Below are 26,066 nucleotides of genomic sequence, written 5' to 3'. Positions count from 1 at the left end.
GTTAATCCCCGTCCTCATGAGTACTGTTGTTTTCTGCGCTGTTCCTTGCAATATATTCAGCAATCAGGTCAAACAAAGTGTCAATAACCTTGGGGAATATATCTGCTGGAAAGCGTTCTTCATGCAAAGACACCAAAAAAACTGAACGCAACAGGCCGCTTACAAGCTGCGGCTCCTGCCCCATATTTATACCTGCGTCACTGCATAATTCCAACAGTTGTTTTGAAAAATCCGCATCGTCAGACATATGCTCTTCTATCAGCTCAGGCGGCATTTTCCTCAGCACATATTCTAAATCATCACTGTCTAATCGTGCTGATAACGGATTCTCAGTCCATGACTTAACTGCCTGCCTGAAGATATGTTTTAGATGGTCTGATTTGTTGTCCGAAGGGGTATTCTCTGCTGCAGCCAGAATACTTTTTTTAAACTTTTCCTGGGCTTCGTCAAGAAGAGCAAAATATAGATCCTCCTTAGAAGCAAAAAATTTGTAGAAAGCACCTTTAGAAATGTTTGCCTCCTGGACCAGTTCATCAACGCTGACTTTACGTACCCCCCGTGAGCCGAATAAATCTAGCCCAGCATCTAAAAGCTTTTTTCTGATATAACGTTTTTCTTGTTCAGTAAACGCTCGCGGCATTCTTGTGTGCCTCCAGTGTGACCAAAAATAATAATATAGTCACATTGTCGCACAGGCAGTGCAATATGTCAATAGCTTCCACATCAAATCTATAATTAGGCACCGTATACGGTACCTAATTATAGATCTATAAAGAAGACACATGCACACCATTCCCGTACATGTGTCTCGCTGTTTAATGCAAACCTGTTTCCCCAAGAAAAACTGTATTATCTGGAATAACACAGTTAAGACCCTTAATCTTTAAATCTCAGGCATTACCCATATTTCCATACTGGTGGTATCCGGGCTGTGGCTGGCATAGCGTTCCGCTGCAAATGGTTTGACATTGAGCTTGTGGTTGGGAAGCCATGTCTCAAACAGGTATTTATGAGCCTTGTACAATGCATCCATAATGAGATGCTCGAAATCCTCAGCCTCAAAAGAACAGACAATATACTCTCCGGCAGACAGCTCCCAGGAAGTGTAGTTTTCAGGAGTTTTGTCCGTTATTGCTTCAGCACCGGCAAAATAGCGATAATACCCTTCTTTTGTACCGGCAGAGGCAACGCCAAGTTCATCACCGCCTGCTGCCAGTTCAGAGAGAGACGATTTCTTTTCATGAAATGAATCCCATAGCTGTCCCAGTGTGTCAACTCCTGTTCCACCGCTGCCGGGCATTTGCTCAACAGGTTCTTCCGTTGTAAGTCCAATAAAGTACTGCGGTTTTGAGATCTTTTTACGTGTAACCTCAAGAACAATCCCATCGGCAATCAAGGGTACGTCCTCATCAATCAGTGTGTAATTCAAGAGCAGTTGAGGTTTTACAAAATTATTCAGCCGGACAGGATTGGCTCGGTATGCTTCCGGTGTCATCCCAAATGCGTCCTTAAAGCTTCTGGTCAGTATTTCATGTGAGGAAAATCCATTCTCCAAGGCAATATCCAGAATCCTTTTGCTCTTATCTTGCATAGCTTCGGCTGCCCTTGCAAGGCGGCGCAGCCTGATGTACTCATTTACCGGTTTTTTTACTAAGCGGCTAAAGAGCCTCTGATAATAAAACTGTGAAAGTGAAGCAAGCTTCGCCAGGTTTTCAATTCTTATTTCTTCAGCTAAATGTTTCTCAATGTAGTCAACAGTTTTTTGTATTTGTTCCCATGCGTGCATATGAAAGCACCTCCTTACAAACAGGATAGCATGTCGGAGAGCAGCCCCGCTTGACTGTCAATGCCCTCTTTTTGAACATAGCTAATTTAAAGATATCATTTCCGCGTTGGGTAATTACGTACTTTAACAGAAAACTATATACCAAGCAACTGTTTTTTCTTTGCATCGAATTCTTCCTGAGTAATAATGCCTTGCTCCAAAAGGTTTTTATATTTTAGAATTTCATCTGCATTTGATGATTGCTGAACTATTTGTTGACGGTTATTATTTTTAAATTCACGTAGTTTGTTTTGAATAAACTTATTAATTGGTTCCATTTCCGCTGCCAATTTTTTTGCCGCCCATATAGTTGGTTTGCCAAAAACATATCTATTATCGTTATTCATCCCACTCCAAACACCACCTGGTTTATCAATACCACCTGCAAAAGAAAATTCAAAAAAGCCATTTGTCCAACCACAGTTTTTAAACTGAACACTGGAAATATCGCTGTAATAAAATGTTTTTGAACCTTTTAACCCTTGTGTAATAAATCCAGCAGCACCTTTTTGTGTTAACTCTATTTTATCCTCATAAATGTACATCACTTGTCCAGTTATGCTTTTTACTTCAAAAATGTAATCTCCCATTTTTACCTCCCACACAATTAAAATTATTCAGCACAAAGCTGATTGGACCAAAAATACATATAATTGATTTAATGTTTATACCAACATCGAAAATCTGCCTTAACATCTAAATAGTATATCATACAGGAGAGCAACCCCGCTTGACTGTCAAAGCTTTTTTTTGAAATTGTTATTTCTAATCCCTTGTATAACCTTGATTATGGTATTATAAGAACAAAACATAAGAAAGGGATTATTGACTCGTTCCGACTTTGACGGACACACAATCGTGATTGTATAATTAAATCATGAAAGGGTGTTTAGAATGGGTAAAAATAATATTAGATATGATGATGAATTTAAGTCAGGTGCTGTAAAAATGGTTGTAGAAAAAGGTGTCCCAGTAAGTAAGGTAGCAAAGGATCTAGGAGTATCAGAGCCTGCCATTAGAAGATGGGTAAATAATAAGACTTTACCGAAAGACGCTGCTGCCAAAAAGCTTTTAGAGCTTGAAGCAGAGAATAAAAAGCTTAGAAAAGAGCTTAGCGACGCTAATGATACTGTAAACATTTTAAAAAAGTCAGTAGCCATTTTCGTAAAACCATAGAAAAAGTAACAATTAGTGACAAATTTAAATTTATTAAAACTCACAAATTCGGGCATTCTATGGAGAAAATGTGTATGCTATTAAAAGTTTCCCGAAGTGGTTATTATGACTGGGTGGACAGGCCACCATCTAATCGAGAAAAAAAGGATCAAAAAATCCTTAAGATAATAAAAAAGACCCATATCAAGCACCCAGTATGGGGCGTCGACCCTATCTGGGCAGAGGTTAAAGAAACCATACACTGCAGCCGTGGAACAGTCTATAGGCTGATGAAAGAAAACGGCATCAAGTCAAAGCGTAGAGCTAAGTGGAAAGCAACAACCAACAGCAAGCACAATTTACCGGTAGCACCAAACTTATTAGAGCAGAACTTCAATACAGAGCTACCAAATACTGTCTGGGTGGGAGACATTACATATAATTGGACAGATGAAGGCTGGCTATATACAGCCATAGTAAAGGATTTATGCACCAAAGATGTCGTAGGTTACGCTATGGGAGATAGAATTGTCAAAGACCTGGTTATAAGAGCAATGGCGATGGCCGTAAGAAACGAAAAACCCAAAAAAGATCTAATATTTCATTCAGATAGAGGAAGTCAATACTGCTCAAATGATTTCAAAGACCTATTAAAAACTAGTAATATCAGGCAAAGCATGAGTCGCAAGGGCAATCCTTACGATAATGCCTGTGCAGAAAATTTCTTTAGCTGTTTAAAATGTGAATGCACTAATTTTTATATATTTGAAACCCGAGATGAAGCAAAACAGGCCATTTTTGAATATATAGAAGTTTATTACAACAGACAAAGGCGACACGCCTCTTTGGGGTGGATTACACCGCTGGCATATAAAAAGCTTTTTGCCCATGACATTGTGGCTTAAATAATGAATGGTTTTAGAGTTTTTAAAAAACAAAAATCATTTTAGCAGTAAAGGTTGTGGGTATGTGGTCAACGCGAAGTGTTGTCCAAGCAGTTGTGGAGCTTGTGGGTAACTCCGGAGGAGTTATCCGTCAAATCCACATCTGCGGCATATCCATCAACCAGGACTAATATTTCAAAACTTTATGAAATGTCACGATATCTTCACGAAACGGTGTCCGATTTAGAGAGAATGGCTCATATTCACCGGAAAAAAAACTCTTCCCTGAGTATGATTCAGGACTTTTTACTGCTACAAATAAGAAGATGATTGTCAGCAAGGGGCTTAGCAACGGAAAATTAGGGTTTCGTTTCCTCAACGGTCCTGAGATTGTTACTATAACATTTGAATTGTTACCACATTTCAGCAGAAGTTTGCTTTGGGAAAAATAACAATCGCCGCAAGCAAGCTTGTCCCCAATGGCATTTGCATATTCACCGTAAACCCGACGAAGCTGTGCATTGACTTTTGCAGTAACCACTTCAAAGGAAAACGGCTTTGTGATATAGTCATCTCCTCCGTTTGAAATGGCAAATACTTGATCAGAATCGGAGTTTCGAGAAGACAAAAACAATATTGGGCATGAAGATTTTGTGCATAGCTTCGCACACCAATAAAAAACATCAAAAGATGGCAAATTCACATCAAGGAGAACGAGATGTGGTTGTTCCTTTTCAAACTCACTCAAAATATTTGAAAATTTTTCGCAGCGATAAACCACAAAACCAAATTTAGATAAATGAGCCGATAAAAGCTCGGCTATAATTATCATCTTCAACTATCATTATTTTATATGTCAATCCTTAAACACTCCTTTCAACAAAAAATTATATGGTAAAAGCGAACATATTGAAGAATTGAAGTTGAACGGTTGAAGTATACCATTATAGAATCGGATAAAGCAATTGTTGCTGGGAATATACAATACGTCCCTTGCATTAGCTCTAATAAGAATAGTCTTTAATGTGCCATTGTATGAAGTTTTAATTGGATTATATGCTGTTTTTTACAAAATGTATTGAGGTGCATATTGGCATCTTTTAAGGATTATATCATTTAACAAATACCAATGGTAGGGGGACAACTTTATGTTCAATAATAACAGGCATCTCAATATATCTGAGCATTATACTCAAAAAGGCTCATTGCTGATAGCAAAGAATTATTGATAAACTAAAAGAATGTTTCAAAGTAACATAGTTCCAGGGAGGAATTGTTATGGAGGATAATAAGAATAAGCTGCAAAGAGGCAGCTAAAGAGTATGGCTGCGATGAAGGGAACATTAGGTTACAGGGTGTCGATTACCCTGAATCAATTGGCGGAAATATACCTTTACGCAAGCTTTCGGCCCTTTAAGTTCAGGTAAGCATTAAGCCTACGTTCTATCCTGTTAGTTTGTGTAAGCTGAGAAAATTCTGTATACTTAAAACAGTTAACTAGTTTACCAGGCGTTTAGGAGAAGCGGGGAGGCGTTAGGATGTATAGGGTAGCTTTGATTGAGGATGATATTCAGCTAAGAGAGTTGATATCCGGGATGTTAAAACGATACGGCTATGAAGTATTGGCAATAGATGATTTCAAGCATATTATGGAGTATCTAAAGCAGGAAAACCCGGATATAATTCTTTTAGATATTAATCTGCCGTATTTCGACGGTTTTGAAATTTGTAAAGCCATTAGACGGAAAAGTAATGTACCGATAATAATTATTTCGGCAAGAAACAGTGAGGCTGAGCAGGTAATGGGAATCGAATTTGGAGCAGATGACTATGTAACCAAACCTTTTAGTATGGAGGTTCTCAGAGCTAAAATAACTGCCTGCATCAGACGTGTATACGGTAAATACATCTACGAAAAAAACATGCTGGAGTATGGATACTTTATGCTTGATTACAATACCTTTTCTGTATCCTACCGGAAAAAGTGCGTGGATCTTACCAAAAATGAGTTCAGAATACTAAAACGGTTGGCGGAAAAGAGCAAAACCATTGTGGAGCGGGAAGAATTGTTAAGGGAGCTTTGGGATGATATCGACTTTGTTGATAATAACACCCTTAACGTAAACGTCTCTAGGATTAAAGCCAAGTTAAAAGAAATCGGCATCGGCGAAGCGATAGTTGCGAAACGGGGACAGGGATATATTTTTACGCCTTATTGGCTGGAGGAGCACAATGAATAGAAAGTTACCGGGGGAATTCCTCAAGGACCATATTTCTCTTACCATATTTTACTATGTGGCGGTTTCCCTGCTCATATTATATTTTACTTTGGAGATAGATGAAGGAATTGACCTGTTTTACCCGTTAGCTCTTGCCACCCTTGTCTATCTTGTCTTTATCTCAATTAAGGCCGTAAATTATCTGCGCTTTGCAAACCTTCTGTTTTCTCTGCGGACAGGGGCATTTGGACATAGTATGAGCAATGCAGGTCTTAGCTCTCAGCAAAAAATTACAGTGGCAACTATTAATGAAATAACTAAAACAGCTCTAAACAGACAGCATCAGCTACAACTGCAAAACCAAGAAAAACAGCGGGTGATATCACACATTGTTCATAACATTAAGACTCCCGCTGCTGTGATAGACTTAGCGGTGCAGAACTGCAAAGAAGGAGAGGACGCTACCAGAGCACTGGAACAGATACAACAGGAAAACAGAAATATCAACGACAATTTGGACCAGGTTCTAAACTATCTGCGCCTTGATAAATTCCAGCATGACTACTTAATCGAAAGGGTTGATTTGGTCTGCCAATTACGGGAGAAAATCAACCAAAAGAAAGATAGCTTTATTTATAACAATGTTTTCCCCAAAATGTCTGTGACAGGAGAGTTATACGTCTTAACCGACAGAAAGTGGAATGGTATAATACTGGATCAGGTTATTTCTAATGCCATTAAATATACAGCCGTTAAGGAAGAAGATGGGATAATTAGCTTTCGCATCTTTGCTGCTGCAGAAAAGGTTAATCTGGAGATTGAAGATAATGGAATTGGCATATTCCAATTTGATTTAAAAAGAGTTTTTGAGCAGTTTTTTACCGGTAAGAATGGCCGTCAGGTGAAAACAGCTTCTGGCATAGGGCTATATATCTGTAAAAAAATAGCTGATGAGCTCAATCATCAGATTAAAATAACCTCTGAGGTAGGTATAGGCACCAAGGTGGTAATCACTTACCTTACAAAAACGTAATCCTATCGTAAGGCAATTTAATTGTAAGTAATTAGCTGCTACTATATAATATCCCTGAAATAAATAAGAAGCTTGGGGGATGAATATGAGCATACTAAAAGCCACAACTGTAAGAAAGGTTTACGGAGGAGGGCTGAACCATGCGGAAACGGTGGCCTTAAATAATGTTGATATCTATGTAGACAAAGGTGAATTCGTCTCTGTTATGGGCCCTTCAGGGAGCGGAAAGAGCACCCTTCTCAATATACTAAGTGGGTTCGACTATGCTACTTCCGGGGAAGTGGTAATTAATGAGACAAACATTACCGCCATGGAGCCAGATCGGCTGGCCATTTTTAGACGTGCAAATATCGGTTATGTGTTTCAGGAATATAATTTGTTAGATAGCCTGACCATCAAGGAAAACATCATGTTGCCCATGATCCTTGATAACAGGGATATTGTACAAATGCAGCAGAAAGCTGATGATTTGCTCGCTCTCCTTGGAATTAGTGAAATTAAGGAAAAGCGTCCTTTCAGTGTGTCTGGAGGCCAACAGCAAAGGGCAGCGATTGGACGAGCCCTAATTAACGATACTGCAATTTTGTTTGCCGACGAACCCACCGGCAACTTGGATTCCAAAGCATCCAGGGTTGTACTGCACAATTTCTTAAAAATGAACAAAGAGAGAAGCATTACTATCTTAATGGTGACTCATAATCCATACGCTGCCAGCTTTAGCGACAGAGTCTTATTTTTGCAGGACGGTAATATTAAGACACAGTTATACAAAAAGGATGACCAAGAGGACTTCTTTCAGCAAATCTTAGATAATTTGGCGGCCCTGGAGGAGAGAAGTTATGACTTTTAGGCAGCTGGTTTTAAAAAATTTGCGGACTAATCTGAGAAGATATCTGGCTTATTTTTTGTGTGTCCTGTTTTCCATGACAATATTTTTCCTCTTTGCCGCAATTTGGTTTGTGCCAGATTTTACGGAGCAGACTTCGGCCGGCATGCGGCAGATCATCTTAATAGGGTGGATAATAACCGGCCTCTTCTCGCTCTTTTTTATCTCATATGCCCATAATCAGTTCAGTAAAGCAAGAGCCAGGGAGTTTGGTATCTTGCTCTCGTACGGCTTACTGCAACGAGATATAAAAAAGATGGTGATACTAGAGAATATCATCATCTACCTGGCTGCATTGCTGAGTGCTTTTTTAGGAGGAGCCGTTTTTTCCAGACTGTTTTTTCTGATAATAACTAGTCTATTGAGGATTGAAAACATTCACTTTGCGTTAACAGTACAAAGTTTTCTTCTCACAGCTGTCAGCTTTGTGCCGGTACTGGCCGCTGTAGCTCTTTTGACCATGATGAAAACAGCTAACACGACTGTAATGTCGCTATTAAAGGAAGCAGGTCATCCCGAACTTCAACAGTCAGGTAACTTGAGCTTAGCAATGCTGGGGATAGTTATTATCATCCTTACTGTGGGGTCACTTTTTTTCTATACCAGTGATCCGGCCAACACCTTAAGTATGCAAAGAGTTATCATCGCTGCCTTTGTTCTTTGCCTTACCGGATTATATCTGTTCATCCATAATTTCGGTTCCATCTATTATGCCATGATTAAAAGTCGGCCGAACAGTTATTATGCAAACATTATCAACCTGGCAGAGGTTGCTCACCGTTTCGGGCAAAACAGAACAGTAACATTTGTAGTTTGCTTACTCAGTGTGGGAGTGGTGATGTTTACTTCTCTTTCATATACCCTTTTTACCCAGACGTATTGGGTTGTAGAGCAGGAGCAGCTCTATGATGTGATGATTAAAGAATTCAGTACGCTGAATCACCATATGGGGTCCGATTATGAAGACATCCTCAACTCGTCGGATGCTTCAGTGATCAACTCTGGTTCACTGGACGTTATTTACCTGCAGGCGCCACAAATAATAAATGACCTGTGGCGGCCAAATAAATGGGTACCAATAACACCTCTTACCCAATACAACAGTGTTTTTAACTCAGATTACCAGCTTGCTGACGGTGCTGCAATAACTGTGGTCTATAACAGGCTTGAAAATGACAGGGAGTTCTTCATTGAGGAAATACACCTGCAGGATGGCAATGTTTCCATAATTCTACATCAAGAGCAGACTATCTATAAAAAGATCTTTGACCGCTACGCCTTTGGCCAGCCTGTCATAATAGTCATAAGTGACAGTGATTTTGCCCAATTTGCCCACCAAGCTGAGGAGGTTAATAAAGGCGCTTTGCACTTATATAAATATGATGACTGGACAAAAAGCGGGCTGGCAGTACAAAAGCTGGTGGATGAACAGCAAGTAACGCTCTCTGTGTTAAGTGCAACTTATCCTGAAGAAATAGCTGTAATAACCAGTAGGCATCCTCATGCCTTTAACCCTGTTTCTAAGTACATGAGGTACGACCATAATAAGCAGGTGGGAGGATTTGCCCTGTTTATCATGGGATTTATCAGCTTACTGTTTGTGGTAGCCATCTGTATTTTGGTTTACTTTAAGATTTTTTCCGATCACCAAGACGATAAAGAAAAAATCGCTTTGCTCTCCACGGTGGGGATCACCAGCTTCCAGATAAAAAGATACCTCTACGGAAAACTGAAGTTGATTATGACTATACCCATTTTTTTAGGCAGCCTTTTAGCCATTGCCTTCAGCCTAGCTCTGAATCTGGGTAATGTGGTGGAGATGGAAATTTCCAATATGGTTATCTTATCAAATACCTTGATTATAACAATTGTTTACTGGCTTTTTGTGCAGTTGTTCTATCATTGGCTCAAGTTTGATTATTATAGATCGCTAAACTAACTATCGGAGGGGACATTGCTGTGGGAGCGGTACTAGAGTTAAATGGCATCAATAAGTCCTTTGGGCACTACCAGATATTACAAAATTTCTCACTGTCAATGGAGGGATGGTAGGTATTTGGTTTTCTGGGTCCAAAAAAGGAAGACATTCCTTGGCCGGGAAGTGTAGTAGTTGTTGTGGGTATGTGGGTAAAGCAACGCTTTGTCCAAGGGATGTGGTTTTGATGGGTAACCTCGCAGAGGTTATCCATCAAAACCCATATACCGGAATATCCATAACCATAAAAAAATGGAGTTAAGGCGACAACTTACTTGACAAACGCCGATACCGAGGAAATTTTACTATCTTTAGGTGAAGAAGTAGAAAAAGTTGTACATAAAGTAATGGAAGGAAAGAAAAATATTGAAGCAGGCGTTCACCATAACTACATTGTAGAAAAGGGGTTGTTCAGTATTTCTAAGGCTGTAAATGGCATGGCTTTTAATATTGAGTCCAGTAATAAGGAAATAACTAACTATCTATCCCAAGTCAATTCAGCCGCCATTTCTCAAAAACAAAGCTTGGAAAAGATAACTGGTGTAGGCGAAATATTAAAAAAGGCTGCATTGATGCTGGAGGAAAGCAGCAGCAGGATTAAATCAAATGAAGAAGGCCTGGCTTCTTTCAAAGAACTGACACCCCTGGTTAATCGGCTAAAAAATGTTTTACTTGAATCGGCTGCAAAAGAAAAAATACGGTCAATGAGTGTTGATAATCACAGGGATGTTATACTAGATATCATAAACAATCATAAAGAGCTGGAGGTAGTCTGGTCAAATCGAGCCGATGGTTCTTTCGTTATTTCCGAACCTCCCGCAGGTCTAGCCAACGCCAAAGTAAGACAGTGGTGGCAAAGATCTATGGCGGGGGAGAATTATGTCTCTGAAATCTATATTTCATCAATTACCAGGAAGCCATGCCTTACCTTATCTGTTCCCATCCGGAGCAAAGATGGAAGTATTATAGGAGTTTTAGGTTCTGATATACGCCTTAAAACTTAATCAATTAAAAACAAAAAACCACCTAAAGCTTTGTAACGTAAGAATTATGAGAAAGAATAAATAAAACAAAGGGTGAAACCATGAAAAATGTAACAAAAACAAGTCTTTTAGATGATTTGGAATTATCACCTGTTAGCTTACAAGATAATTTATTACCTTATTTTCAAGCAATCGTTTGTGTAAATACCCTTAAGGTTATTGGTTATGAAGCACTTGGAAGAAAGATTTCAACTAAAGGAATAGAAAGCCTGGGACCGTATTTCCATAATCCTGACATATCTGTAGAAAACAAAATACAGGTTGATCGTATTTTACGGAAAAAATCAATCGAAGCTTTTAGTAAAATCGATAATAGTCATCATCTCTTGTTCTTAAATATTCAACCCCAGTGGATTTATTTATATAAAGATTCGCCACAGAAATTGCCAACTATTAACTACTTGCAAAGATATGGTATATCTGGAGAACAAATAGTTATTGAAATTTCCGAATCAGAATTTGTAGGAGATATTACTCTTTTAAATAATTTGATTTCAAGGTATCGTAGTATTGGCTGCAGGATTGCTATTGATGATGTGGGCTGTGGTTTTAGCAATTTTGACCGGATTGCTTACTTGCATCCAGATTATTTAAAAATCGATGCAAGTATCGTGCAGCATAGCAGTAAAGAGGAATTAACACTCTGTCTTTTAGAATCCCTGGGCATTTTTGCCCAGAGGATGGGTATAGACCTTATATTCGAAGGAATAGAAAACGACAGACAATTTTCTATTGGTCTCCATGCTGGAGCCAGGTATTATCAAGGTTTCTTCTTTTCTCATCCTTCTCCTGATATGGATGAGAAAAATAATTGGGTTAATAATATTGAAGTAGACTTAGAAAGTCGAATAAGAGTAGAAGGAACACTTTTTGACCAGCAGATGAAATTATCCAAAAAAATAACCCGGTTATTACGTCACCTTTCTTCTTCAAGTTCATTTGTGAGCCAGGAAGAATATATCACTGTTCTTCTTAATGTTGCTCCCTTGGAATGGTTTCGAATATACATATGCAACAACCGTGGTTTTCAGATTACTCCTAATTATTGCAGAAGTTCTAAAAAAGAATGGAAAATACAACCAGAGTATATTAACCATTACTGGGGTTGGCGCCCTTACTATGTTCCCACTCTTGTAAGGTCACAACGACTAAAAAGAGCTGTATTTTCTGAGTCTTATTTAGATATGGAGTCATCAACCAGGGTATATACATTTTGTTATCCACTTGATTTAAAAACTTATATTTTTATTGATGTACGTTTACCACACAACCTACACGATTTTTTGTAATAAAAACCATTTCTTTAAATTGAAATGCAGGCTTGCAAAAATATGAAGTTTACTTAGAAAATATTACTCTCATAACTCTTCCTTAAATATCTCTTCCATAGGGAAAGCTTCTAATTTTCCTTCTCTATACGCTTTAAGCCTTTTTTCTGATTCCTCTATCCATAAATCATCGATCTTCTTATCTGGCTCATCAATACTCTTAATTAAACCTTCCACAAGTATAACCCTCTGTTCAGGTTTCAGCTTAAGTGCTTGCTTTAGTATTTTATTTTTAAAAATCCACTACATCCTTACACGCAGGGATCACTAAATTCTATACCGGTTTTTGGGAAAAAAGAAAGGTTAACCCCAAAACAATATCAACAGTCAATCTATTTTCATACGCAATACCAGGGTTGTCCTTTTTATCTTAAATGTCCAGTCAGTATAAGCTACCAAAATGAATACGATATACGTTAATACTTTGAAACAGCTTGTTAGAGTTCGATCCACGGAACTCCAACAGACTGTTTTATTTTTTGTCAGAAACGGTAATTGGCCTAACAAGTAATTTTACCTGAACTTAACGCTGTGTTTACAATAAATTGAAGTTGCAGTAGTAAAATTATATTAAATAGTATTTACAGGATATTACCATCACATAAAGCACGTAAATTAAACAAAAAGGAGGCTGTTTATTATGCTGGACTTAATGACGGCCATATTCTTCTTGGTTTATATGTTTATAATAGGGTACTTTCATTACAAGCAAAGCAAATATAATGCAGACCGATGGCTTAATGAAATCCAAAAAAACAAGGCAAAAGTGTAATATGAGCTCGAGGACAAACTCTCAGTATGTTAAAGTGAAAAGGAATTTATCATAACAAACTTTATCAAGGCAGAATCCCACGCTTTTATTTCCAGTAAACTAGGGCATGATTTAGCCAGGAAATGGCTAGGGAAAATGATATGGCCGGTAAAAGGATAACAGAGGTAGATGAGAAAAGAGCTGTGGAAATAATTAATTATTATACTGCTTATTCCGGCTGATTGGTATATCAATTCCGTCAGAAATTGGACAAACGGTTTTAGAAAGGTAAGGACGAGGGGTTTCGATAGCCCTTTATGGCGGATTCTGAAAATACCGAAGGCAGGGGTCGGATAGTCGGGCAATAAAACGGCAAAACTAGACAATTTGCAACAAAGGGATTACGGCAAGTTTGCAGAAATAAGATGTAATTAGAATAATTATCCATTAATAATTCACTTGGAATCAGTGAAGAGTGCGGAGCTAAAATAGTTTTTACCTCTCCGGATAACGCTTTTACACGTTAAATTGGTGGGAGACTGACCCCAATTAGGAGATTCTGGAAATTGCCGAAGGCAATGGCCTGAATTTCCGGGCACCAGGAGTATTAGCTTCTGGACTTGTTGGAGTAAAACCACAGTAATAATATGGAGACTAATAAATGGGAGAAAAATTAACTTGGGTGTTGAGCTAAGAGAAGTAATAACCTTAATGGTATTTTCAGTCTTGATGATTTTACTTGGAGCTTTTATTAGATATTCAACACCCTGGGACACAAAAATCTTTAGTTAATTTCTGGAATTTCTAGGAATTATCTTTAACATCAAGATAAATATCCGGCTCAAAACCAGCGAGTGCTAATACTCTGGGCACTTTAAAACTTTTAGAAAAAGCACGGCGATCAGGGTTTGAAGTGGTCATTACCAACACATATTCCAGGCTTTGCAGAATCTTTTTACCGGTTGGATTAAATGTTTTCACTTTTCCAGGGATGACGAGTGGTTCCGTTTCTTTTTTTAATGCTTCCCTGACTCGACGTTCCAGGATACCAAATATAAGTAGAGCAATTAACAAAACATAGGCCAATGCTTCTACCCGTTCCGGGTTCTTCAGGTAAATAGGACCGACAAAAAACGGGTCTTTGAGAAACTTAAAAGAAGTTTCCACACTGCTCTGGGCTTTGTATTCTTTTAAAATCTCAGACGATGTATACTCATTCAGGTTGGTAATTAGCACAAAACAACTCAGACGTTCCTTTTCTTTTTGTATCTCTTTTTCATCGGTGGAATACTGAAGCTTAAGAAAATAGACAATTTCTTTGGGGGTATTCTTCCCCGGTCGACCGGGCTTTCGCTTTTCCCGAGCCAAGACTTCACCTGTTACGGGATAAATTGAATCCCCGCACTGTTTTTTAAAGGCTTTTAGAGCAGCTTCGGCATCAGGTGCACAGGCATAGGCATTTTTCTCTAGTTCGTCAATGGCCTTTTCTAGCTCTTTTTGCCTTTTAAGAAGCTTTTTTTCAAGAGACCGGGTTTTACGACCGTCTAGCTTGGATGAATGCATCACCAGAAAACGATAGCTTTTTCCACAGAGCTCCTCTGTAAATTCCTGAACCCGGTAAACAGCTGAATCTTTTTTATCAGAAAAGGTTCCCAGTTCTATAAAGCTATCTTCTTTCCAGGCCCTAGCCTTGATTTCTTTTTCCAGTGAAAAATTGCCCGGGAGTCGGGAAATAAACTTTAGCTTGTGCTTGTCGATTTGCATCAAATTATTCTCAGTAACCAGAGATGAGTCAGCCACGTATATAATGTCTTTTAAAGTATCTGGGTCAAAATTTTCTGCTAGTTTTTCGATAAATTTAAAGTTCCAGGTCTTATCGCTGGTATTTCCGCTTTTTACCTCCGCACAGACCGGTACTTTGTCTTGAGTTACACTAAGGCCAAATAAGAATTGGTTAAGATCGGGCCTCTTGGCTTTGCTGTGTCCTTGCGTAATGATAAAGTCGTCTCCGTCTTCTTCGTTATAAGCACCGTACACAGATACAGATGTTGTGTCATTGTGTAAATACTTTATTTTAATTTGCTCATGACATATGGCCCTAAGGCATAAGGTGGAAAACACCTCCTGGGGCCCTCGATCTGCAAGTTTATCTAAAGAACGGGCCAGGGTATAGTCCGTCAGATCTTTTTTGATTACACCCTTGCCGAAAAGGTTTTCAATATCCAAATTTGCATAAAATTCATCCATTCGATATAGGGGTTTGCGTCCTCCAAACATATTGATGACCAGTGCTTTAATTCTTGTGCCAGGAGAAAGTCGGCACTGTGCCGGATCCCAGTAAACCATTTCATCAATGGTATTGCCAATCTTCAACTGGTCATATAGAGCTGAAATTAGTGCAGCAGGGCCACAATGGTACATTTCAATATCAGCAGTCATGTTCATCCCCTCCTGTTTTTATCATATAACAGAAGGGAAAATAGTACAAGGCAATATCTGTAAATTAACGCTATTTATGAAAATATTTTTCTTAAATGTGATTATCTAGTATAATTAGCTCGAATGGGAAAAATTAGGTTGTTGAATGTCTATTGAATATATTTTTGATACGGAAAATATTGACTTGAGTGAAATGAAACTTATGGGATTTTTTATTTCAAGTGGTAATTATATAGAAGGGGACTGGAGAAGCACATTCCACCTTGAGGCTGTAAAGGAAGAAAAGCAAAGGGAATATAATATCGAATTTGATACATGGACAGCAAGTCAAGTTTCTATCTCACCAATGGGCATAACATTAGTGGGCAGAGGTGAAATCGATGGAATAGAAAAAATAGTTAATAGTGCTAACATGATGGATGGGAGTGTTAAAACATTTGACTCTATGATGAGATACAGGGAAAACAAAGAGATTAGACTAAAAGTCACTTCTTCCTTACCCCTGGATATTTCTAAGGTTGAGTCAATCAATATTGATGGTCATATTATAGAGTTTAATTAACTGGAATTGATCATTCGAGATGCCTCTTTTATGTAAGGGGCATCTTTTTATCAATTCTGAGGCAGAAGACTCCCATCCTCTACAGGTGGGAGATGAATGCCGTTAAAACAGCAAACAATTACAAACCGCCTGCGTTCACCTCTATATCCTATTCAAATTCAATTGCTGCTAAAACTGCCTGATACATCAAAAGCGATCGGACAGCGCAATGTCGCGATGCTGGCGACATTATATGCTACTGGCGCACGGGCGCAGGAACTGTGCGACATAACTTTGAAAGACATCACGTTAGCAACACCGTCTTTTCCGACAAAGGTACGCTTGACTGGAAAAGGAACAAATCTCGAATAGTTACTATCCCTACGAGCTGTACCGCAATCATAATCGAGTATTTGCGGGTAAGAAAATACGATTTAAACAACAAGTCAACTTACGACCGGCATCTATTCTCAAGCCAAACCAATGAGCAAATGTCAATCTCTTGCGTTGAGGAAGTTGTCCGGAAATATGTGGTTAGAGCAAAGGAACTCTATCCGAAGCTTTTTAGACAGAACGACTACACGCCGCACTCATTTAGGCACTCAATTGCGGCTCATATGCTTGAAGCAGGTGAATCACTTATTGCAATTAAGGCGTTTTTAGGCCATGCATCGATTTCTTCTACTGTTGTTTACGCCAAGCTTACGCCAGAATTAGCTAACAAATTTCTTGATGAACGCGGCAAACCATTAGAAAATACGATAATACAGTCGATTCCGCAGTCCCTCCCCGATGCGATGCCATTCCTATACAGATAGTTTTGTCCTCAGAAATTATCCGAGGAGTCTAAAGCAGATTCCTCGGAGTTACAACACTTCAGAAGAATTATGGTGGATAATATAATTGCTGGGATATGGCCAGTTATCTGACTTCTGAGATAACTGGCCTGATAATATAAAAATAAACGGGTTTTCCGAGTCCATTTTGAAGCTAAGGAGTAACCTGATATCTTCCAGTATAGCACTGGAAACCAGCTGCACCTCATCTAGCATAATTACCGGTGTGATTTTTTGGTCATAGTAAAGGGTGCAAATGCTCTCTTGAATCTGATTAAACATGGTAACCTTCTTATGGGAAGGAATTTCTCCCAGTGACATTAATAGTCCCCTGTAAAAATCCATCACCGTAACGGTAGATAAGGTGAAATACGAAGGCTTATACAGCCCGGGGTTTAACCCTTTTGAAAACATTCTAAGGGCGGTAGACTTACCGGTGCCGGACTCTCCTATGAGAAGGAATATCCCTCGGGATGCCTGTATATACTTAAATCTTGATTTCAATTCTTTAATATCATTGCTTTCATAAGCATTACTGAGGTCCAGTTCCTTGCCAAAAGGATTAAACTTTAAACCATAATATTGTAAAAACATTTTACTCCTCCTCCATCATTTCAGAAAAAGATATGGTTTGCCGTACACTGGTATCTTCCAGGCACTCATTTTCAACGAACTCTACCTCAGCATGAGACTTAGATGGAGGCCGGCCCCTGCGTTTTACGTGGGCATTATCCTGAAAGTTTACCCGCCGTGCTTCACCAACCGGCTTATCGTCTAAGTATATTAAAAGCGGTTTAAAAGGTTCATCAAGCCATGACGGCTCATACCTTACCTCTACACTAAAACCACCAAACCTTGTACTGGTTTCAAAGAGTATTTTATCAATGCTAAAGGTGCCGTCATGGTGAACCGTTCTTCTTTTCTTCAGCAAAAACTTTTCATCCATGAGCTTTGGGTCACTGCATAATTTAGCCCTGTTAATCTGGCTCATATATAAATCCAGAGGAGTTAAACCATCTAAAGAGGTATGAGGCTTTTTATTGTAATCCTGGTCCAGCCACTTAAAAAACCGATTGTTTAAATCATCAATATCTTTAATACTGTTGGCATCCAGTGTGGATAAGAACCTTTTTCTCACTGCCAAGAAGAACCTCTCAATTTTTCCACGGGTGTTAGGTTGCAGGGGTTTCGAATGAATAAGAGTTACCCCAAGGCCTGCACATATCAGCTCAAACTGCTGCGATCTATAAATTTTTGCATTATCGGTGTACAGGAGAGTAGGCAGCCCTCTCTTCAGGAGAGCTTCTTTAAAGGAATGCCTCAGGGTTTCAAAGTTTTGAGAAAAGTAAAACTGACCGTGACAGCAAATTCTGGAGCAATCATCCAGGTATGCAAAAAGATATGTCCGCCGTTTCTTCTTGCCATCTTTAATGTAAATTCCATACATTGCATCAGTTTGCCATAATTCATTGATATATTCGTGGGAAAACCGTTTCATTTCTTTTTCTTCTTCATCATCAACGGTAACGGTAACCTTTTGCCGGATTGATTTTAGATACCTGTATACGGTGGATATGGATACTTTAGCAGGATCTATCAGGCCCTCTTTAACCAGCATCTCATAGATAACGGTATTAGGAGCCTTTGGATAACACTTCTTCTTTTCCAGAATCTTTTCTCCCAGCTCTTCACTGATCTGACGGCTGCCGCCTTTATCACCTCTGGGCCTGGGCATTAAAGCATCGAGCCCACCGCGCATGTAGTCACAGTACCAGGATTCTATGGTTTTAGGTGCATATTTCCTGGGTCCATAATGAGGCATTTCAATCGGTTCTTCTGTGATTTTACAAAAATATTCGATATTGTTTGTTACCTGGCGGTTTATGACCGGACTTATTAATGAAAATCTCTTTAAAGCGATAGCATTTCTTGTGTTCTCATCAAGCATTTACTCATGCCTCCTTCAAGAGTTTTAGGAAGCCGTAACCGGTTATGGCTTTTTACCTTGTAAAAATAGTATCAAACTTAATGTCTAAATAATAGGAAAATGAAGTGTTGGAGAATTTTTTATCACGCCGGTCTTAAAATTTAATGCTGGAAATGCTATAATTATCTGCAAAGAGCAAGGATTGTTTTGTTGGTGGTCTCATAAAACTTTTGTGAGAAGGAGTCTACCCTGTCAGGAACATCCTTTATCATCATCAACAACTTCTTTGCTCTTTCTCTCTTATTCAGTGTGCTGTCCGGCAGCTTAACCTTTGGGTTCATTTGCCTGAGTCCTGTCTGTATCAGGTTCAGGTTTTCCATAAACCTCTTCCTGTAGTGATACAAAAGCTGTCTTGTAATGCCTAACCCCTTACTTATGACATTTAATTTCTCCAGACAGGATGTCAGGGTACTGCTGGATAAAAATGAATGATAAGTATATGAAAATATATGTTCTAATCCGTAAATAAATCTTGGAAGACAGAAGCTTGGAAGATATGAGATGGTATGTCCACAAGCAGGGCATATGTACCGTCGTATGTAGATTTTATCTTTAAAAAAGGTAGTAACCAGAAACCTTCCATAAAATCCATGCTTCTTGAACTGAACGGTTTTTCTGCAGTTATGACATCTCATTAGCGGGGGTGGAGGGAAGGGATAATTCTTTCCCATTTGAATGTAAATGTTTATGCCTTCTTTAACAGTAAAATATATTTGCATTATCAATCACTCTCCTTTGCAAAATATTTTACAATAAAAAACCCTACTGTAAAGTGAAAATAATTTTGCACCTTATAGTAGGATTACCCTTTTCAATCATCTATTTTAATGTGAAAAAATCCGCCGGTTTTGGATAGATTAATTTGCTAATTTACAAAGCAAAGTCAGGGCGTTAAGTAAAAACAGCGCCGTAAGGATAATAAGAACAGGCTTGAGCAGAACTACCAATTCCATTGGGACAACTTGAAGGCGTTCCAATAAGCTGAAAGTAACCTGGCACATCCTGGGCGTAGCCCTGCATTCCATCTGAAGAAAAGCAGGGATGTGACGTGCCTGCACAGGCCCATATAAAACCTTGAAACCCGATTGCTTTAACACTTCGTGAGCCGCTACGCCAGGGCCCGCTAATTGAGGTAGAACAATTTCACGATGAGATACTATATCTTTTAAGCGCACTTTAACAATACGCTGGACAACTTCCTCAGTACTGAAAGTGCCTTTTCCTGCTGCACACCAGACATTAATACCCCTGGTATTAATTATCATCAACCAAAGATGGAGTCCAGAAAGCTCTCGTCGAAGGGTGTCAAAACTTAACTTGTAATTACCAGATACCAAAACGGGAGAATTATGGTCTGGTTCTCCCACAGCGTAAAGTCCAGGTGGGATAATATAGTTCATCCTTCCCAGATTCCAGCGCACCTTCCAGCTTCCAAGTTTATCTCGCAAGCTCAATACAGTAGCTATCCTGGCAGCCGGGCCGGCAGGTGTATTTATTATCCCTTTCTGCCAGGAAAAACCCGTAACAGACATTTCCTTTTTCTTTTCCCCATGCTGTTTAGGCCCCTGCTTGCAATCCTGAGCACCTTCCTGGCAGCAGGTAACAGCCAGTTTATCTTTGTTGTTATTCAATTGTGAATTCCTCCTTGCAGCAGACCAGGCTGCCCAGTTTATCAACAGCTTCAGCAAATAAGTAAAAACTTTCAAGAACCTGTCCATGTTTTTCTTTTGGAATCAAATCAAATACACTAGAAAAATATTCGTTAAAAAAACTATCAATACTATTATAGATAGAATGACCTTTTGTTGTCAGAGAAACTATTACATACCGCCGGTCTTCCGGATTTACATGGCGCATTACCAGGCCCAACTGTACCATCCCGTCAATAGTCCGGCTAAGAGTGCTGTTATCCAGTTGGAGAATACCGGCTAGATCTATTAGTGATATTTCCTTTTTTGTACCCACTTTCATTAGAGCATGACACTGGGCAACGGTAATGCCACAGCATTTAGCATCATTTTTCAACTGCCCACCCAAATTACGATGTAACTGTAGTATTAATTCCCGGAATTGCCTGATTTCTTGCGTTTTCATTTCTTCACTCAGCCCCTTTATAACACCAATAAATAATTGCTAGTTACATTAGTTGTATTACACACATATTAAAAAATAACATCAATACTTCTTTTAAACAATTTAAAGCATTTAGCAAATAACAGTAAAACATTCAATTTATTGAATATACAATCATGAACTATCATTAGTTTTAAACTGTTACAGTTTGACAAACTGTAACTCCACAGCACTGGTTCTTTGTGTCCAGTTATTAAGAATAACCCCGTGATGGTTCTTATTACGCAGAAGATATTAAAAAGCTATTCCACCGGGAGGTTCAGGATAAAATTATGGAATTCCACAGCAGCCCGGAATTAGAAAGAATAATCAATAAAGTTGAGGAAAATGCTTATCGTGAATTCAATGAAATAATTGGTACAGTGGGACAGTGGGACAAGTCCCTTGTCCCACTTTAAATTACAAATGACAGATCGTAATAAACATATAGGGGTTCACAAGGATGTGATCTTTTCCAAAATATGGTGGCCATTTAATATTGCACTTTATGGTTAGAAAACTGGATGATTTTCTCCTTGCTAAAAATACATATATTGGTTAAAATATTATTATAATATAATGATTAAATTGTGAGGATGATAAATATGTTAAGTAGGAACGAGATAGAAAGAATAATTAAACAAAACAAAGCCTTGCTACAGGAGAAATATAAGGTTAAGGAGATAGGAATTTTTGGTTCTTATGCAAAAGAACAGGGAACAAAGGAAAGCGATATCGATATTTTAGTTGCTTTTAATGAGCCAATTGGATTAGAATTTATCGAGTTAAAAGAGTATTTAGAATTTATTTTAGGTAAAAAGGTTGATCTTGTAACAGAAGGTGCTTTAAAACCTCAAATTAAAGATAAAATATTAAGAGAAGTTGTATATCAATGAATAAAAGTAGGAACTATGTTATGTTTCTAGAGGATATGATAGATTGCATGAACAAAATACAGGAGTATATTGGTGATTTATCATATGAAGAATTTTCTACTAAAAACATCGTAATAGATGCTGTAGTCAGAAACCTAGAAGTAATAGGTGAAGCAGCAAAAAATGTCCCTGTAGATGTTAGAGAAAAGCATGCACAAATTCCCTGGAGACAAATGGCCGGCTTAAGGAATATTTTAATCCACGAATATTTTGGCATCGATTTAAATATTGTGTGGACAATAGCGACAAAAGATATACCTAAGGCAAAAAAACAAATAAAAGAGTTGATAAAAATTTAATACTTTTGACGGATATATAGGAGATAAGTAAGAATGCCTGTAATTCCAAGAAACACTTCATGAGCATTCCAGGATTTCCCTAACGAGGCCCTATTCCTCAGCTTGTTAAAGATTCTTAAATACATCCTGATTCTCATTAGCACCCTGGCAGTTTTAATAATGGGAACAGGCTTTCTTTATGTATCTTATGAGAAAGACCAGGTTCGCAGCGCCTTTGCCATCAATACAGTCAATGGTATTGAAACTCCGGAGCCATTCGTCTTGGGTGAGGTTAAACAGTGGATATCTATTCGAGGAACTAATACCAAAAATCCTGTGCTACTTTTCCTCCACGGCGGCCCTGGGGTGTTACTGCTAATGCAAAGTGTACAGAAATAGACGTTGTTAATTGTCCGTAGATTGCCGGAAATTTAGTCCGCTAAAGAGTAGGGACAAAAATACTTGGGTTGTGGATATGCCGCAGTTGTGGATTCTGATGGATAACTCTAAAGAGTTACCCACAGACCCCACAAACTGCTTGGACAACGCTTCGCGTTGACCACATATCCACAACCCCGGCTGCTGTAATTTTTAATTGTATTTTTATTAATTTGCAATAATGCCCGGGGTCAGTCCCCATAACTTTAAAGCACTAAAGTATTTTTAGTAAATTTCCGTTACTGGTTCCTTTAGTCAATCAATATTTTTTTAGCATACAACCTTGTATTTTGGTTAGATTTAGCCAATGGCTTTTCGCTTAAGGTCATAGCAGTCATTCTCTTGTATTTCGCTGTATCACCGCTGTCTATAGTATTGTGGCTCCCCCAGTATATCAAGCAAAGCCCTGCGAGAGAGAAATGAAGGGAGTCAAGGGGACGGGGAGGGGAGTCATGGGGACGTTTTGTTTGACTTGCCGATATTTCATAATTTGTCGGGCGTTGCGTCATAATTAACTATGGAGACAACAATTCATTAAACAAAGCATCCACATTTGTCGATAATCCATTAAAAAATTGTGACTCTGCATTAGCGCCTTTTTCAAAAGTCTTTACCCGGTAGATTTCGTAGTTAGTAAAACCATAAATCATTATACTCTCTTGTTTTGGGTCAATAATCCAATATTCATGCACTCCCGAGAGTCTGTAAGTATCAAGCTTCGTAATCATATCCTTGCTGCGCGTATTATCAGATAGAATTTCAACAACCAATGTCGGCGTGCCCATATAACGGCTATTTTCCGTAACATTACCCTCCAGGTCACAGACTACAAGCATATCGGGCTGCATGACATCAGTCTCATTAATAATGTTCTTTTTAAAATGCACATCGAAAGGAGCAAAAAATACTCTGCACTTATTGTCTTTGAAATATTCATTAACCGTTAAGTGTAATCTTGCAAGAATCTCCTGATGCCTGATATCAGGAGAAGCCAGTAAATAAATTTCGCCATTAATAAATTCCATTCTCAGTGTACTTTTCTCAGAAATCTCCATAAACTCTTCATAGGAAACCTTCTTCCCACCGTACTGATAATCCAGCGCATTTTCCCTTGTGATAAAATACTGTTCAATATCTGTTACATATGGAGTTAAGCGGGCAATTTTACTGCCGTTTTTTGTGATTACCACATCATTTTGCTGTTCAACAAAATCCAGATACTTCCCTAAATTTTGCTTAAGCTCAGTTGCTGTTATCACAACACCTTCTTTGTAATTAATCGATTTCACAACTAACCACCTCCGGTAATATTTTACCAGAGAAGACCTTTATATGCAAGAAATTAGTACGCTATATTATATATTTTTGCACTATATTATGCATTTTTTCGTACGCTGTGTGGCTAAAAACGAGATCTATGATGAAGGATCTTTATAATTCTTACGGGAAACTCTGGCATATGTCTGGTCAACTAAATACCGTAATAAGATCTTAACCGGTAAAATACCGATTACTGTGATCAGCTATTACATTAAATCGCTAATAAGTTCGAGTTTCAAATAGCCCACGACTCTGATTTTCATGGCGGATATACACCAAATATGATGTCCTGCAGACAATCACGTAAAAACACGGTGCAAATTAGGCTGTAATCAGCGTTGAGGTAGATGAAAAAAGCATGACAAATTAACTGGTAACTGGTGGAAATTGCCGTAAGGCAAGTTACGGAATCTCCGGGCATATATAAAAGTGATATTTAAAATTAGTCAAAACAGTCCTAATCCCTCAACATTTGGGTCTCAAATAAAAATTTTTATACCTTGTCTCCGGTATAGTAGATAAGGGGCAGGGTGAAGCCATACAGTTCAATAGGGGTATTTCCAAGGGTGATTTGTGCCTGGCATTGTCCAGTAAGGTAACATCATGTTCTTGAAGAACCCTTAGGTATGTGGTATGTTAGAATCTAGAAAGGGGTGATTTTTTTTGTTAAAACGTGGGCTATTGTTGTTTCTTGTTATGATGCTGGCAGTAACTGCTCTGTCCTGCGGCAGTGACACTAAGGTGGATGATCCTCCTCTGGAGGGTGAGATTACAGACCTGGCTGAAGATTTCGTTAATAAAATGGCAGCAGGTGAATTTGAACGGGTCGTGGATTACTACTTTGATGCTCCTATGAAACGGGCCATGTCTGCAAAAACACTTTCCGAAACCTGGGAAACTTTGTTAGGACAGGTAGGATCTTATACCGGGCAAGTGGACAAGGGGACAGATGTAGTCAATGGGTACGATGTGGTCTTTGTAACCACTCAGTTTGAAAATGACAAGATTGTCATCCAGGTGGTATTCAATGAGGACAAAAGAATATCCGGCTTATGGTTCCTGCCTGCGGAAGGAGTCGATGACAGCTCATACAGCACACCTTCCTATGTACAGCCGGGCCTTTTCTCAGAAAGTGAGGTTGTAATTGGCACCGACCCATGGGATCTACCGGGAACACTTTCCGTTCCCGGTGGTTCCGGCCCATTCCCTGCAGTAGTTTTAGTCCACGGCTCCGGCCCACAGGACCGTGACGAAGCAATAGGCCCCAACAAGCCCTTCAAGGACCTGGCTCAGGGTCTGGCTTCCCAGGGTATTGCAGTGCTCCGCTACGAAAAGCGTACAAAAGAGCATGCGCATAAACTTGTCGGTCAAACAGACATTTTAACCATATGGGAAGAAACCGCAGAAGATGCTCTGGAAGCAGTATCTCTTCTAAGAAATACAGAAAATATTGACCCCAGTCAGATATACATTCTCGGACACAGCCTGGGCGCTACTGCAGCCCCTCGTATAGGGGATGAGGGCCCTGACATCGCCGGGTTGATTCTCCTGGCCGGCGCAGCACGCCCACTGGAGGATTTGATCCTGGAACAGGTTACTTACCTGACTTATTTAGACGGCCCCCCTGCTCCTGAAATGGAAGAGGAGTTAAAAAAAATAGAGGAGCAGGTAACCAGAGTTAAAGACCCTGCCCTGTCTCCAGATACCTCTCCCCAGGACCTGCCACTGGAAATACCGGCGGCCTACTGGCTTGACCTGAGAGATTACAACCCTCCTCAGATGGCAAAAGAACTATCAATGCCCCTGCTAATCTTGCAGGGAGAAAGAGATTACCAGGTCACCATGGAGGACTTTGAAGTATGGCAGGAAACCCTATTATCCCGGGAAGATGTGGTATTTAAATCTTATCCCGGTTTAAACCATCTATTTATTGAGGGACAGGGAAAAAGCACTCCAGAGGAATATTTCCAACCCGGAAATGTTTCCAAGGAAGTTGTGGACGACATAGCCAGCTGGATAATACCAAAATAATATTTTATTACTTCAAACACGCAATCTTCCATATCCAAACAGCCAACAAA

Annotated in this window: 30 protein-coding genes; 18 read left to right on the top strand and 12 right to left on the bottom strand. The window is 39.1% G+C overall.

Annotated features, from left to right (window positions below):
- Nucleotide 1: 1 nt before the first annotated feature.
- The 3 genes from HUE98_RS07960 to HUE98_RS07950 form a co-directional block, all read right to left on the bottom strand.
- Complete coding sequence (locus tag HUE98_RS07960; protein ID WP_241423309.1) at nt 2-640, bottom strand: TetR/AcrR family transcriptional regulator; 639 nt, start codon at nt 638-640, stop codon at nt 2-4.
- 243 nt (nt 641-883) lie between these two features.
- Entirely contained in the window at nt 884-1,786 is a 903-nt protein-coding gene (locus HUE98_RS07955; RefSeq protein WP_241423308.1) for an AraC family transcriptional regulator, read from the bottom strand.
- 134 nt (nt 1,787-1,920) lie between these two features.
- On the bottom strand, nt 1,921-2,415 hold the full coding sequence (locus HUE98_RS07950; RefSeq protein WP_241423307.1) for an SHOCT domain-containing protein: 495 nt from the start codon (nt 2,413-2,415) through the stop codon (nt 1,921-1,923).
- 304 nt (nt 2,416-2,719) lie between these two features.
- Here HUE98_RS07950 and HUE98_RS07945 point away from each other — a divergent pair, with 304 nt between their 5' ends.
- Both HUE98_RS07945 and HUE98_RS07940 read left to right on the top strand, forming a co-directional pair.
- Entirely contained in the window at nt 2,720-3,001 is a 282-nt protein-coding gene (locus tag HUE98_RS07945; RefSeq protein WP_241422816.1) for a transposase, read from the top strand.
- Nucleotides 2,998-3,885: an IS3 family transposase gene (locus HUE98_RS07940; protein ID WP_318036550.1), complete on the top strand. Its 888-nt coding sequence runs from the start codon at nt 2,998-3,000 to the stop codon at nt 3,883-3,885. Before HUE98_RS07945 ends, HUE98_RS07940 begins: the two co-directional genes overlap by 4 nt.
- Before the next feature lie 166 nt (nt 3,886-4,051).
- Here the strand turns inward: HUE98_RS07940 and HUE98_RS07935 are convergent, their stop codons facing one another.
- A complete protein-coding gene (locus tag HUE98_RS07935; protein ID WP_241423306.1) occupies nt 4,052-4,696 on the bottom strand; it encodes a response regulator in 645 nt (214 codons plus the stop codon).
- A 706-nt stretch (nt 4,697-5,402) separates the two neighbouring features.
- On the opposite strand from HUE98_RS07935, the gene HUE98_RS07930 reads away from it, so the two are divergent.
- The 6 genes from HUE98_RS07930 to HUE98_RS07905 all read left to right on the top strand — a co-directional run bounded on the left by HUE98_RS07930 (nt 5,403) and on the right by HUE98_RS07905 (nt 12,309).
- Entirely contained in the window at nt 5,403-6,104 is a 702-nt protein-coding gene (locus tag HUE98_RS07930) for a response regulator transcription factor (protein WP_241423305.1), read from the top strand.
- Nucleotides 6,097-7,116, top strand: a complete 1,020-nt coding sequence (locus HUE98_RS07925) for a sensor histidine kinase (RefSeq protein WP_241423304.1) — start codon at nt 6,097-6,099, stop codon at nt 7,114-7,116. The genes HUE98_RS07930 and HUE98_RS07925 overlap by 8 nt, the downstream gene beginning before the upstream one ends.
- 85 nt (nt 7,117-7,201) lie before the next feature.
- Entirely contained in the window at nt 7,202-7,966 is a 765-nt protein-coding gene (locus HUE98_RS07920; RefSeq protein WP_241423303.1) for an ABC transporter ATP-binding protein, read from the top strand.
- Entirely contained in the window at nt 7,956-9,941 is a 1,986-nt protein-coding gene (locus HUE98_RS07915; protein ID WP_241423302.1) for an FtsX-like permease family protein, read from the top strand. Before HUE98_RS07920 ends, HUE98_RS07915 begins: the two co-directional genes overlap by 11 nt.
- A 311-nt stretch (nt 9,942-10,252) precedes the next feature.
- Nucleotides 10,253-10,981, top strand: coding sequence for a PDC sensor domain-containing protein (locus HUE98_RS07910; RefSeq protein WP_241423301.1), 729 nt, complete (start codon nt 10,253-10,255; stop codon nt 10,979-10,981).
- A gap of 80 nt (nt 10,982-11,061) precedes the next feature.
- The gene (locus HUE98_RS07905) at nt 11,062-12,309 is read left to right on the top strand and encodes an EAL domain-containing protein (protein ID WP_241423300.1); all 1,248 of its coding nucleotides are present in this window, start codon (nt 11,062-11,064) and stop codon (nt 12,307-12,309) included.
- A 69-nt stretch (nt 12,310-12,378) separates the two neighbouring features.
- Here the strand turns inward: HUE98_RS07905 and HUE98_RS07900 are convergent, their stop codons facing one another.
- Nucleotides 12,379-12,552: an addiction module protein gene (locus HUE98_RS07900; protein WP_407080308.1), complete on the bottom strand. Its 174-nt coding sequence runs from the start codon at nt 12,550-12,552 to the stop codon at nt 12,379-12,381.
- A gap of 24 nt (nt 12,553-12,576) precedes the next feature.
- On the opposite strand from HUE98_RS07900, the gene HUE98_RS18000 reads away from it, so the two are divergent.
- Together HUE98_RS18000 and HUE98_RS17605 are read left to right on the top strand one after the other, a co-directional pair.
- Nucleotides 12,577-12,768: an ABC transporter ATP-binding protein gene (locus tag HUE98_RS18000; RefSeq protein ID WP_318036549.1), complete on the top strand. Its 192-nt coding sequence runs from the start codon at nt 12,577-12,579 to the stop codon at nt 12,766-12,768.
- Between the two features lie 220 nt (nt 12,769-12,988).
- Nucleotides 12,989-13,120: a hypothetical protein gene (locus HUE98_RS17605; protein ID WP_277623703.1), complete on the top strand. Its 132-nt coding sequence runs from the start codon at nt 12,989-12,991 to the stop codon at nt 13,118-13,120.
- A 783-nt stretch (nt 13,121-13,903) separates the two neighbouring features.
- Here the strand turns inward: HUE98_RS17605 and HUE98_RS07890 are convergent.
- Nucleotides 13,904-15,538 carry an IS1634 family transposase gene (locus HUE98_RS07890; protein WP_241421052.1) on the bottom strand — a complete coding sequence of 545 codons (1,635 nt, stop codon included), beginning with the start codon at nt 15,536-15,538 and terminating at the stop codon, nt 13,904-13,906.
- 145 nt (nt 15,539-15,683) lie between these two features.
- Between HUE98_RS07890 and HUE98_RS07885 the strand changes: the two genes are divergently transcribed.
- From HUE98_RS07885 to HUE98_RS07880, 3 genes are all read left to right on the top strand, one after another.
- Nucleotides 15,684-16,100, top strand: coding sequence for a hypothetical protein (locus HUE98_RS07885; RefSeq protein ID WP_241423298.1), 417 nt, complete (start codon nt 15,684-15,686; stop codon nt 16,098-16,100).
- A gap of 96 nt (nt 16,101-16,196) precedes the next feature.
- The gene (locus HUE98_RS17600) at nt 16,197-16,451 is read left to right on the top strand and encodes a site-specific integrase (protein WP_277623714.1); all 255 of its coding nucleotides are present in this window, start codon (nt 16,197-16,199) and stop codon (nt 16,449-16,451) included.
- Nucleotides 16,361-16,897, top strand: a complete 537-nt coding sequence (locus tag HUE98_RS07880; RefSeq protein ID WP_277623713.1) for a tyrosine-type recombinase/integrase — start codon at nt 16,361-16,363, stop codon at nt 16,895-16,897. The genes HUE98_RS17600 and HUE98_RS07880 overlap by 91 nt, the downstream gene beginning before the upstream one ends.
- A 48-nt stretch (nt 16,898-16,945) precedes the next feature.
- Here HUE98_RS07880 and HUE98_RS07875 read toward each other — a convergent pair whose 3' ends face one another.
- From HUE98_RS07875 to HUE98_RS07855, 5 genes are all read right to left on the bottom strand, one after another.
- Nucleotides 16,946-17,509 (bottom strand): ExeA family protein, encoded by a 564-nt coding sequence (locus HUE98_RS07875; protein ID WP_241423297.1) that lies wholly within the window; start codon nt 17,507-17,509, stop codon nt 16,946-16,948.
- A gap of 1 nt (nt 17,510) precedes the next feature.
- A complete protein-coding gene (locus HUE98_RS07870) occupies nt 17,511-18,863 on the bottom strand; it encodes a DDE-type integrase/transposase/recombinase (RefSeq protein WP_241423296.1) in 1,353 nt (450 codons plus the stop codon).
- Nucleotides 18,864-19,024: 161 nt separating this feature from the next.
- On the bottom strand, nt 19,025-19,621 hold the full coding sequence (locus tag HUE98_RS07865; RefSeq protein ID WP_241423295.1) for a hypothetical protein: 597 nt from the start codon (nt 19,619-19,621) through the stop codon (nt 19,025-19,027).
- Nucleotides 19,622-19,759: 138 nt separating this feature from the next.
- Entirely contained in the window at nt 19,760-20,533 is a 774-nt protein-coding gene (gene hgcA, locus HUE98_RS07860; protein ID WP_241423294.1) for a mercury methylation corrinoid protein HgcA, read from the bottom strand.
- Nucleotides 20,526-20,996 (bottom strand): MarR family winged helix-turn-helix transcriptional regulator, encoded by a 471-nt coding sequence (locus HUE98_RS07855; protein ID WP_241423293.1) that lies wholly within the window; start codon nt 20,994-20,996, stop codon nt 20,526-20,528. Before HUE98_RS07855 ends, hgcA begins: the two co-directional genes overlap by 8 nt.
- Before the next feature lie 311 nt (nt 20,997-21,307).
- Between HUE98_RS07855 and HUE98_RS17595 the strand changes: the two genes are divergently transcribed.
- The 4 genes from HUE98_RS17595 (at nt 21,308) to HUE98_RS07840 (ending at nt 22,626) form a co-directional block, all read left to right on the top strand.
- Nucleotides 21,308-21,433 carry a hypothetical protein gene (locus HUE98_RS17595; RefSeq protein WP_277623712.1) on the top strand — a complete coding sequence of 42 codons (126 nt, stop codon included), beginning with the start codon at nt 21,308-21,310 and terminating at the stop codon, nt 21,431-21,433.
- Nucleotides 21,434-21,619: 186 nt separating this feature from the next.
- On the top strand, nt 21,620-21,910 hold the full coding sequence (locus tag HUE98_RS07850; protein ID WP_241423292.1) for a nucleotidyltransferase family protein: 291 nt from the start codon (nt 21,620-21,622) through the stop codon (nt 21,908-21,910).
- Nucleotides 21,911-21,957: 47 nt separating this feature from the next.
- Nucleotides 21,958-22,248, top strand: a complete 291-nt coding sequence (locus HUE98_RS07845; RefSeq protein WP_241423291.1) for a HepT-like ribonuclease domain-containing protein — start codon at nt 21,958-21,960, stop codon at nt 22,246-22,248.
- A gap of 102 nt (nt 22,249-22,350) precedes the next feature.
- The gene (locus HUE98_RS07840; protein ID WP_241423290.1) at nt 22,351-22,626 is read left to right on the top strand and encodes a hypothetical protein; all 276 of its coding nucleotides are present in this window, start codon (nt 22,351-22,353) and stop codon (nt 22,624-22,626) included.
- Between the two features lie 554 nt (nt 22,627-23,180).
- Here the strand turns inward: HUE98_RS07840 and HUE98_RS07835 are convergent.
- A complete protein-coding gene (locus HUE98_RS07835) occupies nt 23,181-23,954 on the bottom strand; it encodes a type II toxin-antitoxin system Phd/YefM family antitoxin (RefSeq protein WP_320415672.1) in 774 nt (257 codons plus the stop codon).
- A gap of 694 nt (nt 23,955-24,648) precedes the next feature.
- Here HUE98_RS07835 and HUE98_RS07830 point away from each other — a divergent pair.
- On the top strand, nt 24,649-26,016 hold the full coding sequence (locus HUE98_RS07830) for an alpha/beta fold hydrolase (RefSeq protein WP_241423289.1): 1,368 nt from the start codon (nt 24,649-24,651) through the stop codon (nt 26,014-26,016).
- Nucleotides 26,017-26,066 lie beyond the last annotated feature (50 nt).

The sequence above is a fragment of the Candidatus Contubernalis alkalaceticus genome, from assembly GCF_022558445.1.
GTDB classification, from domain to species: Bacteria; Bacillota; Dethiobacteria; order SKNC01; family SKNC01; genus Contubernalis; species Contubernalis alkaliaceticus.
This window is presented reverse-complemented; position numbering and strand designations above follow the sequence as displayed.

Bases quoted from the DNA above. Each gene is read 5' to 3' on its own strand.
- HUE98_RS07960 (WP_241423309.1), bottom strand. From the start codon at position 640: ATGCCGCGAGCGTTTACTGAACAAGAAAAACGTTATATCAGAAAAAAG.
- HUE98_RS07955 (WP_241423308.1), bottom strand. From the start codon at position 1,786: ATGCACGCATGGGAACAAATACAAAAAACTGTTGACTACATTGAGAAA.
- HUE98_RS07950 (WP_241423307.1), bottom strand. From the start codon at position 2,415: ATGGGAGATTACATTTTTGAAGTAAAAAGCATAACTGGACAAGTGATG.
- HUE98_RS07945 (WP_241422816.1), top strand. From the start codon at position 2,720: ATGGGTAAAAATAATATTAGATATGATGATGAATTTAAGTCAGGTGCT.
- HUE98_RS07935 (WP_241423306.1), bottom strand. From the start codon at position 4,696: ATGATAATTATAGCCGAGCTTTTATCGGCTCATTTATCTAAATTTGGT.
- HUE98_RS07930 (WP_241423305.1), top strand. From the start codon at position 5,403: ATGTATAGGGTAGCTTTGATTGAGGATGATATTCAGCTAAGAGAGTTG.
- HUE98_RS07925 (WP_241423304.1), top strand. From the start codon at position 6,097: ATGAATAGAAAGTTACCGGGGGAATTCCTCAAGGACCATATTTCTCTT.
- HUE98_RS07920 (WP_241423303.1), top strand. From the start codon at position 7,202: ATGAGCATACTAAAAGCCACAACTGTAAGAAAGGTTTACGGAGGAGGG.
- HUE98_RS07915 (WP_241423302.1), top strand. From the start codon at position 7,956: ATGACTTTTAGGCAGCTGGTTTTAAAAAATTTGCGGACTAATCTGAGA.
- HUE98_RS07905 (WP_241423300.1), top strand. From the start codon at position 11,062: ATGAAAAATGTAACAAAAACAAGTCTTTTAGATGATTTGGAATTATCA.
- HUE98_RS17605 (WP_277623703.1), top strand. From the start codon at position 12,989: ATGCTGGACTTAATGACGGCCATATTCTTCTTGGTTTATATGTTTATA.
- HUE98_RS07890 (WP_241421052.1), bottom strand. From the start codon at position 15,538: ATGACTGCTGATATTGAAATGTACCATTGTGGCCCTGCTGCACTAATT.
- HUE98_RS07885 (WP_241423298.1), top strand. From the start codon at position 15,684: ATGTCTATTGAATATATTTTTGATACGGAAAATATTGACTTGAGTGAA.
- HUE98_RS17600 (WP_277623714.1), top strand. From the start codon at position 16,197: ATGCCGTTAAAACAGCAAACAATTACAAACCGCCTGCGTTCACCTCTA.
- HUE98_RS07875 (WP_241423297.1), bottom strand. From the start codon at position 17,509: ATGTTTTTACAATATTATGGTTTAAAGTTTAATCCTTTTGGCAAGGAA.
- HUE98_RS07870 (WP_241423296.1), bottom strand. From the start codon at position 18,863: ATGCTTGATGAGAACACAAGAAATGCTATCGCTTTAAAGAGATTTTCA.
- HUE98_RS07865 (WP_241423295.1), bottom strand. From the start codon at position 19,621: ATGCAAATATATTTTACTGTTAAAGAAGGCATAAACATTTACATTCAA.
- HUE98_RS07855 (WP_241423293.1), bottom strand. From the start codon at position 20,996: ATGAAAACGCAAGAAATCAGGCAATTCCGGGAATTAATACTACAGTTA.
- HUE98_RS17595 (WP_277623712.1), top strand. From the start codon at position 21,308: ATGGAATTCCACAGCAGCCCGGAATTAGAAAGAATAATCAATAAAGTT.
- HUE98_RS07850 (WP_241423292.1), top strand. From the start codon at position 21,620: ATGTTAAGTAGGAACGAGATAGAAAGAATAATTAAACAAAACAAAGCC.
- HUE98_RS07845 (WP_241423291.1), top strand. From the start codon at position 21,958: ATGAACAAAATACAGGAGTATATTGGTGATTTATCATATGAAGAATTT.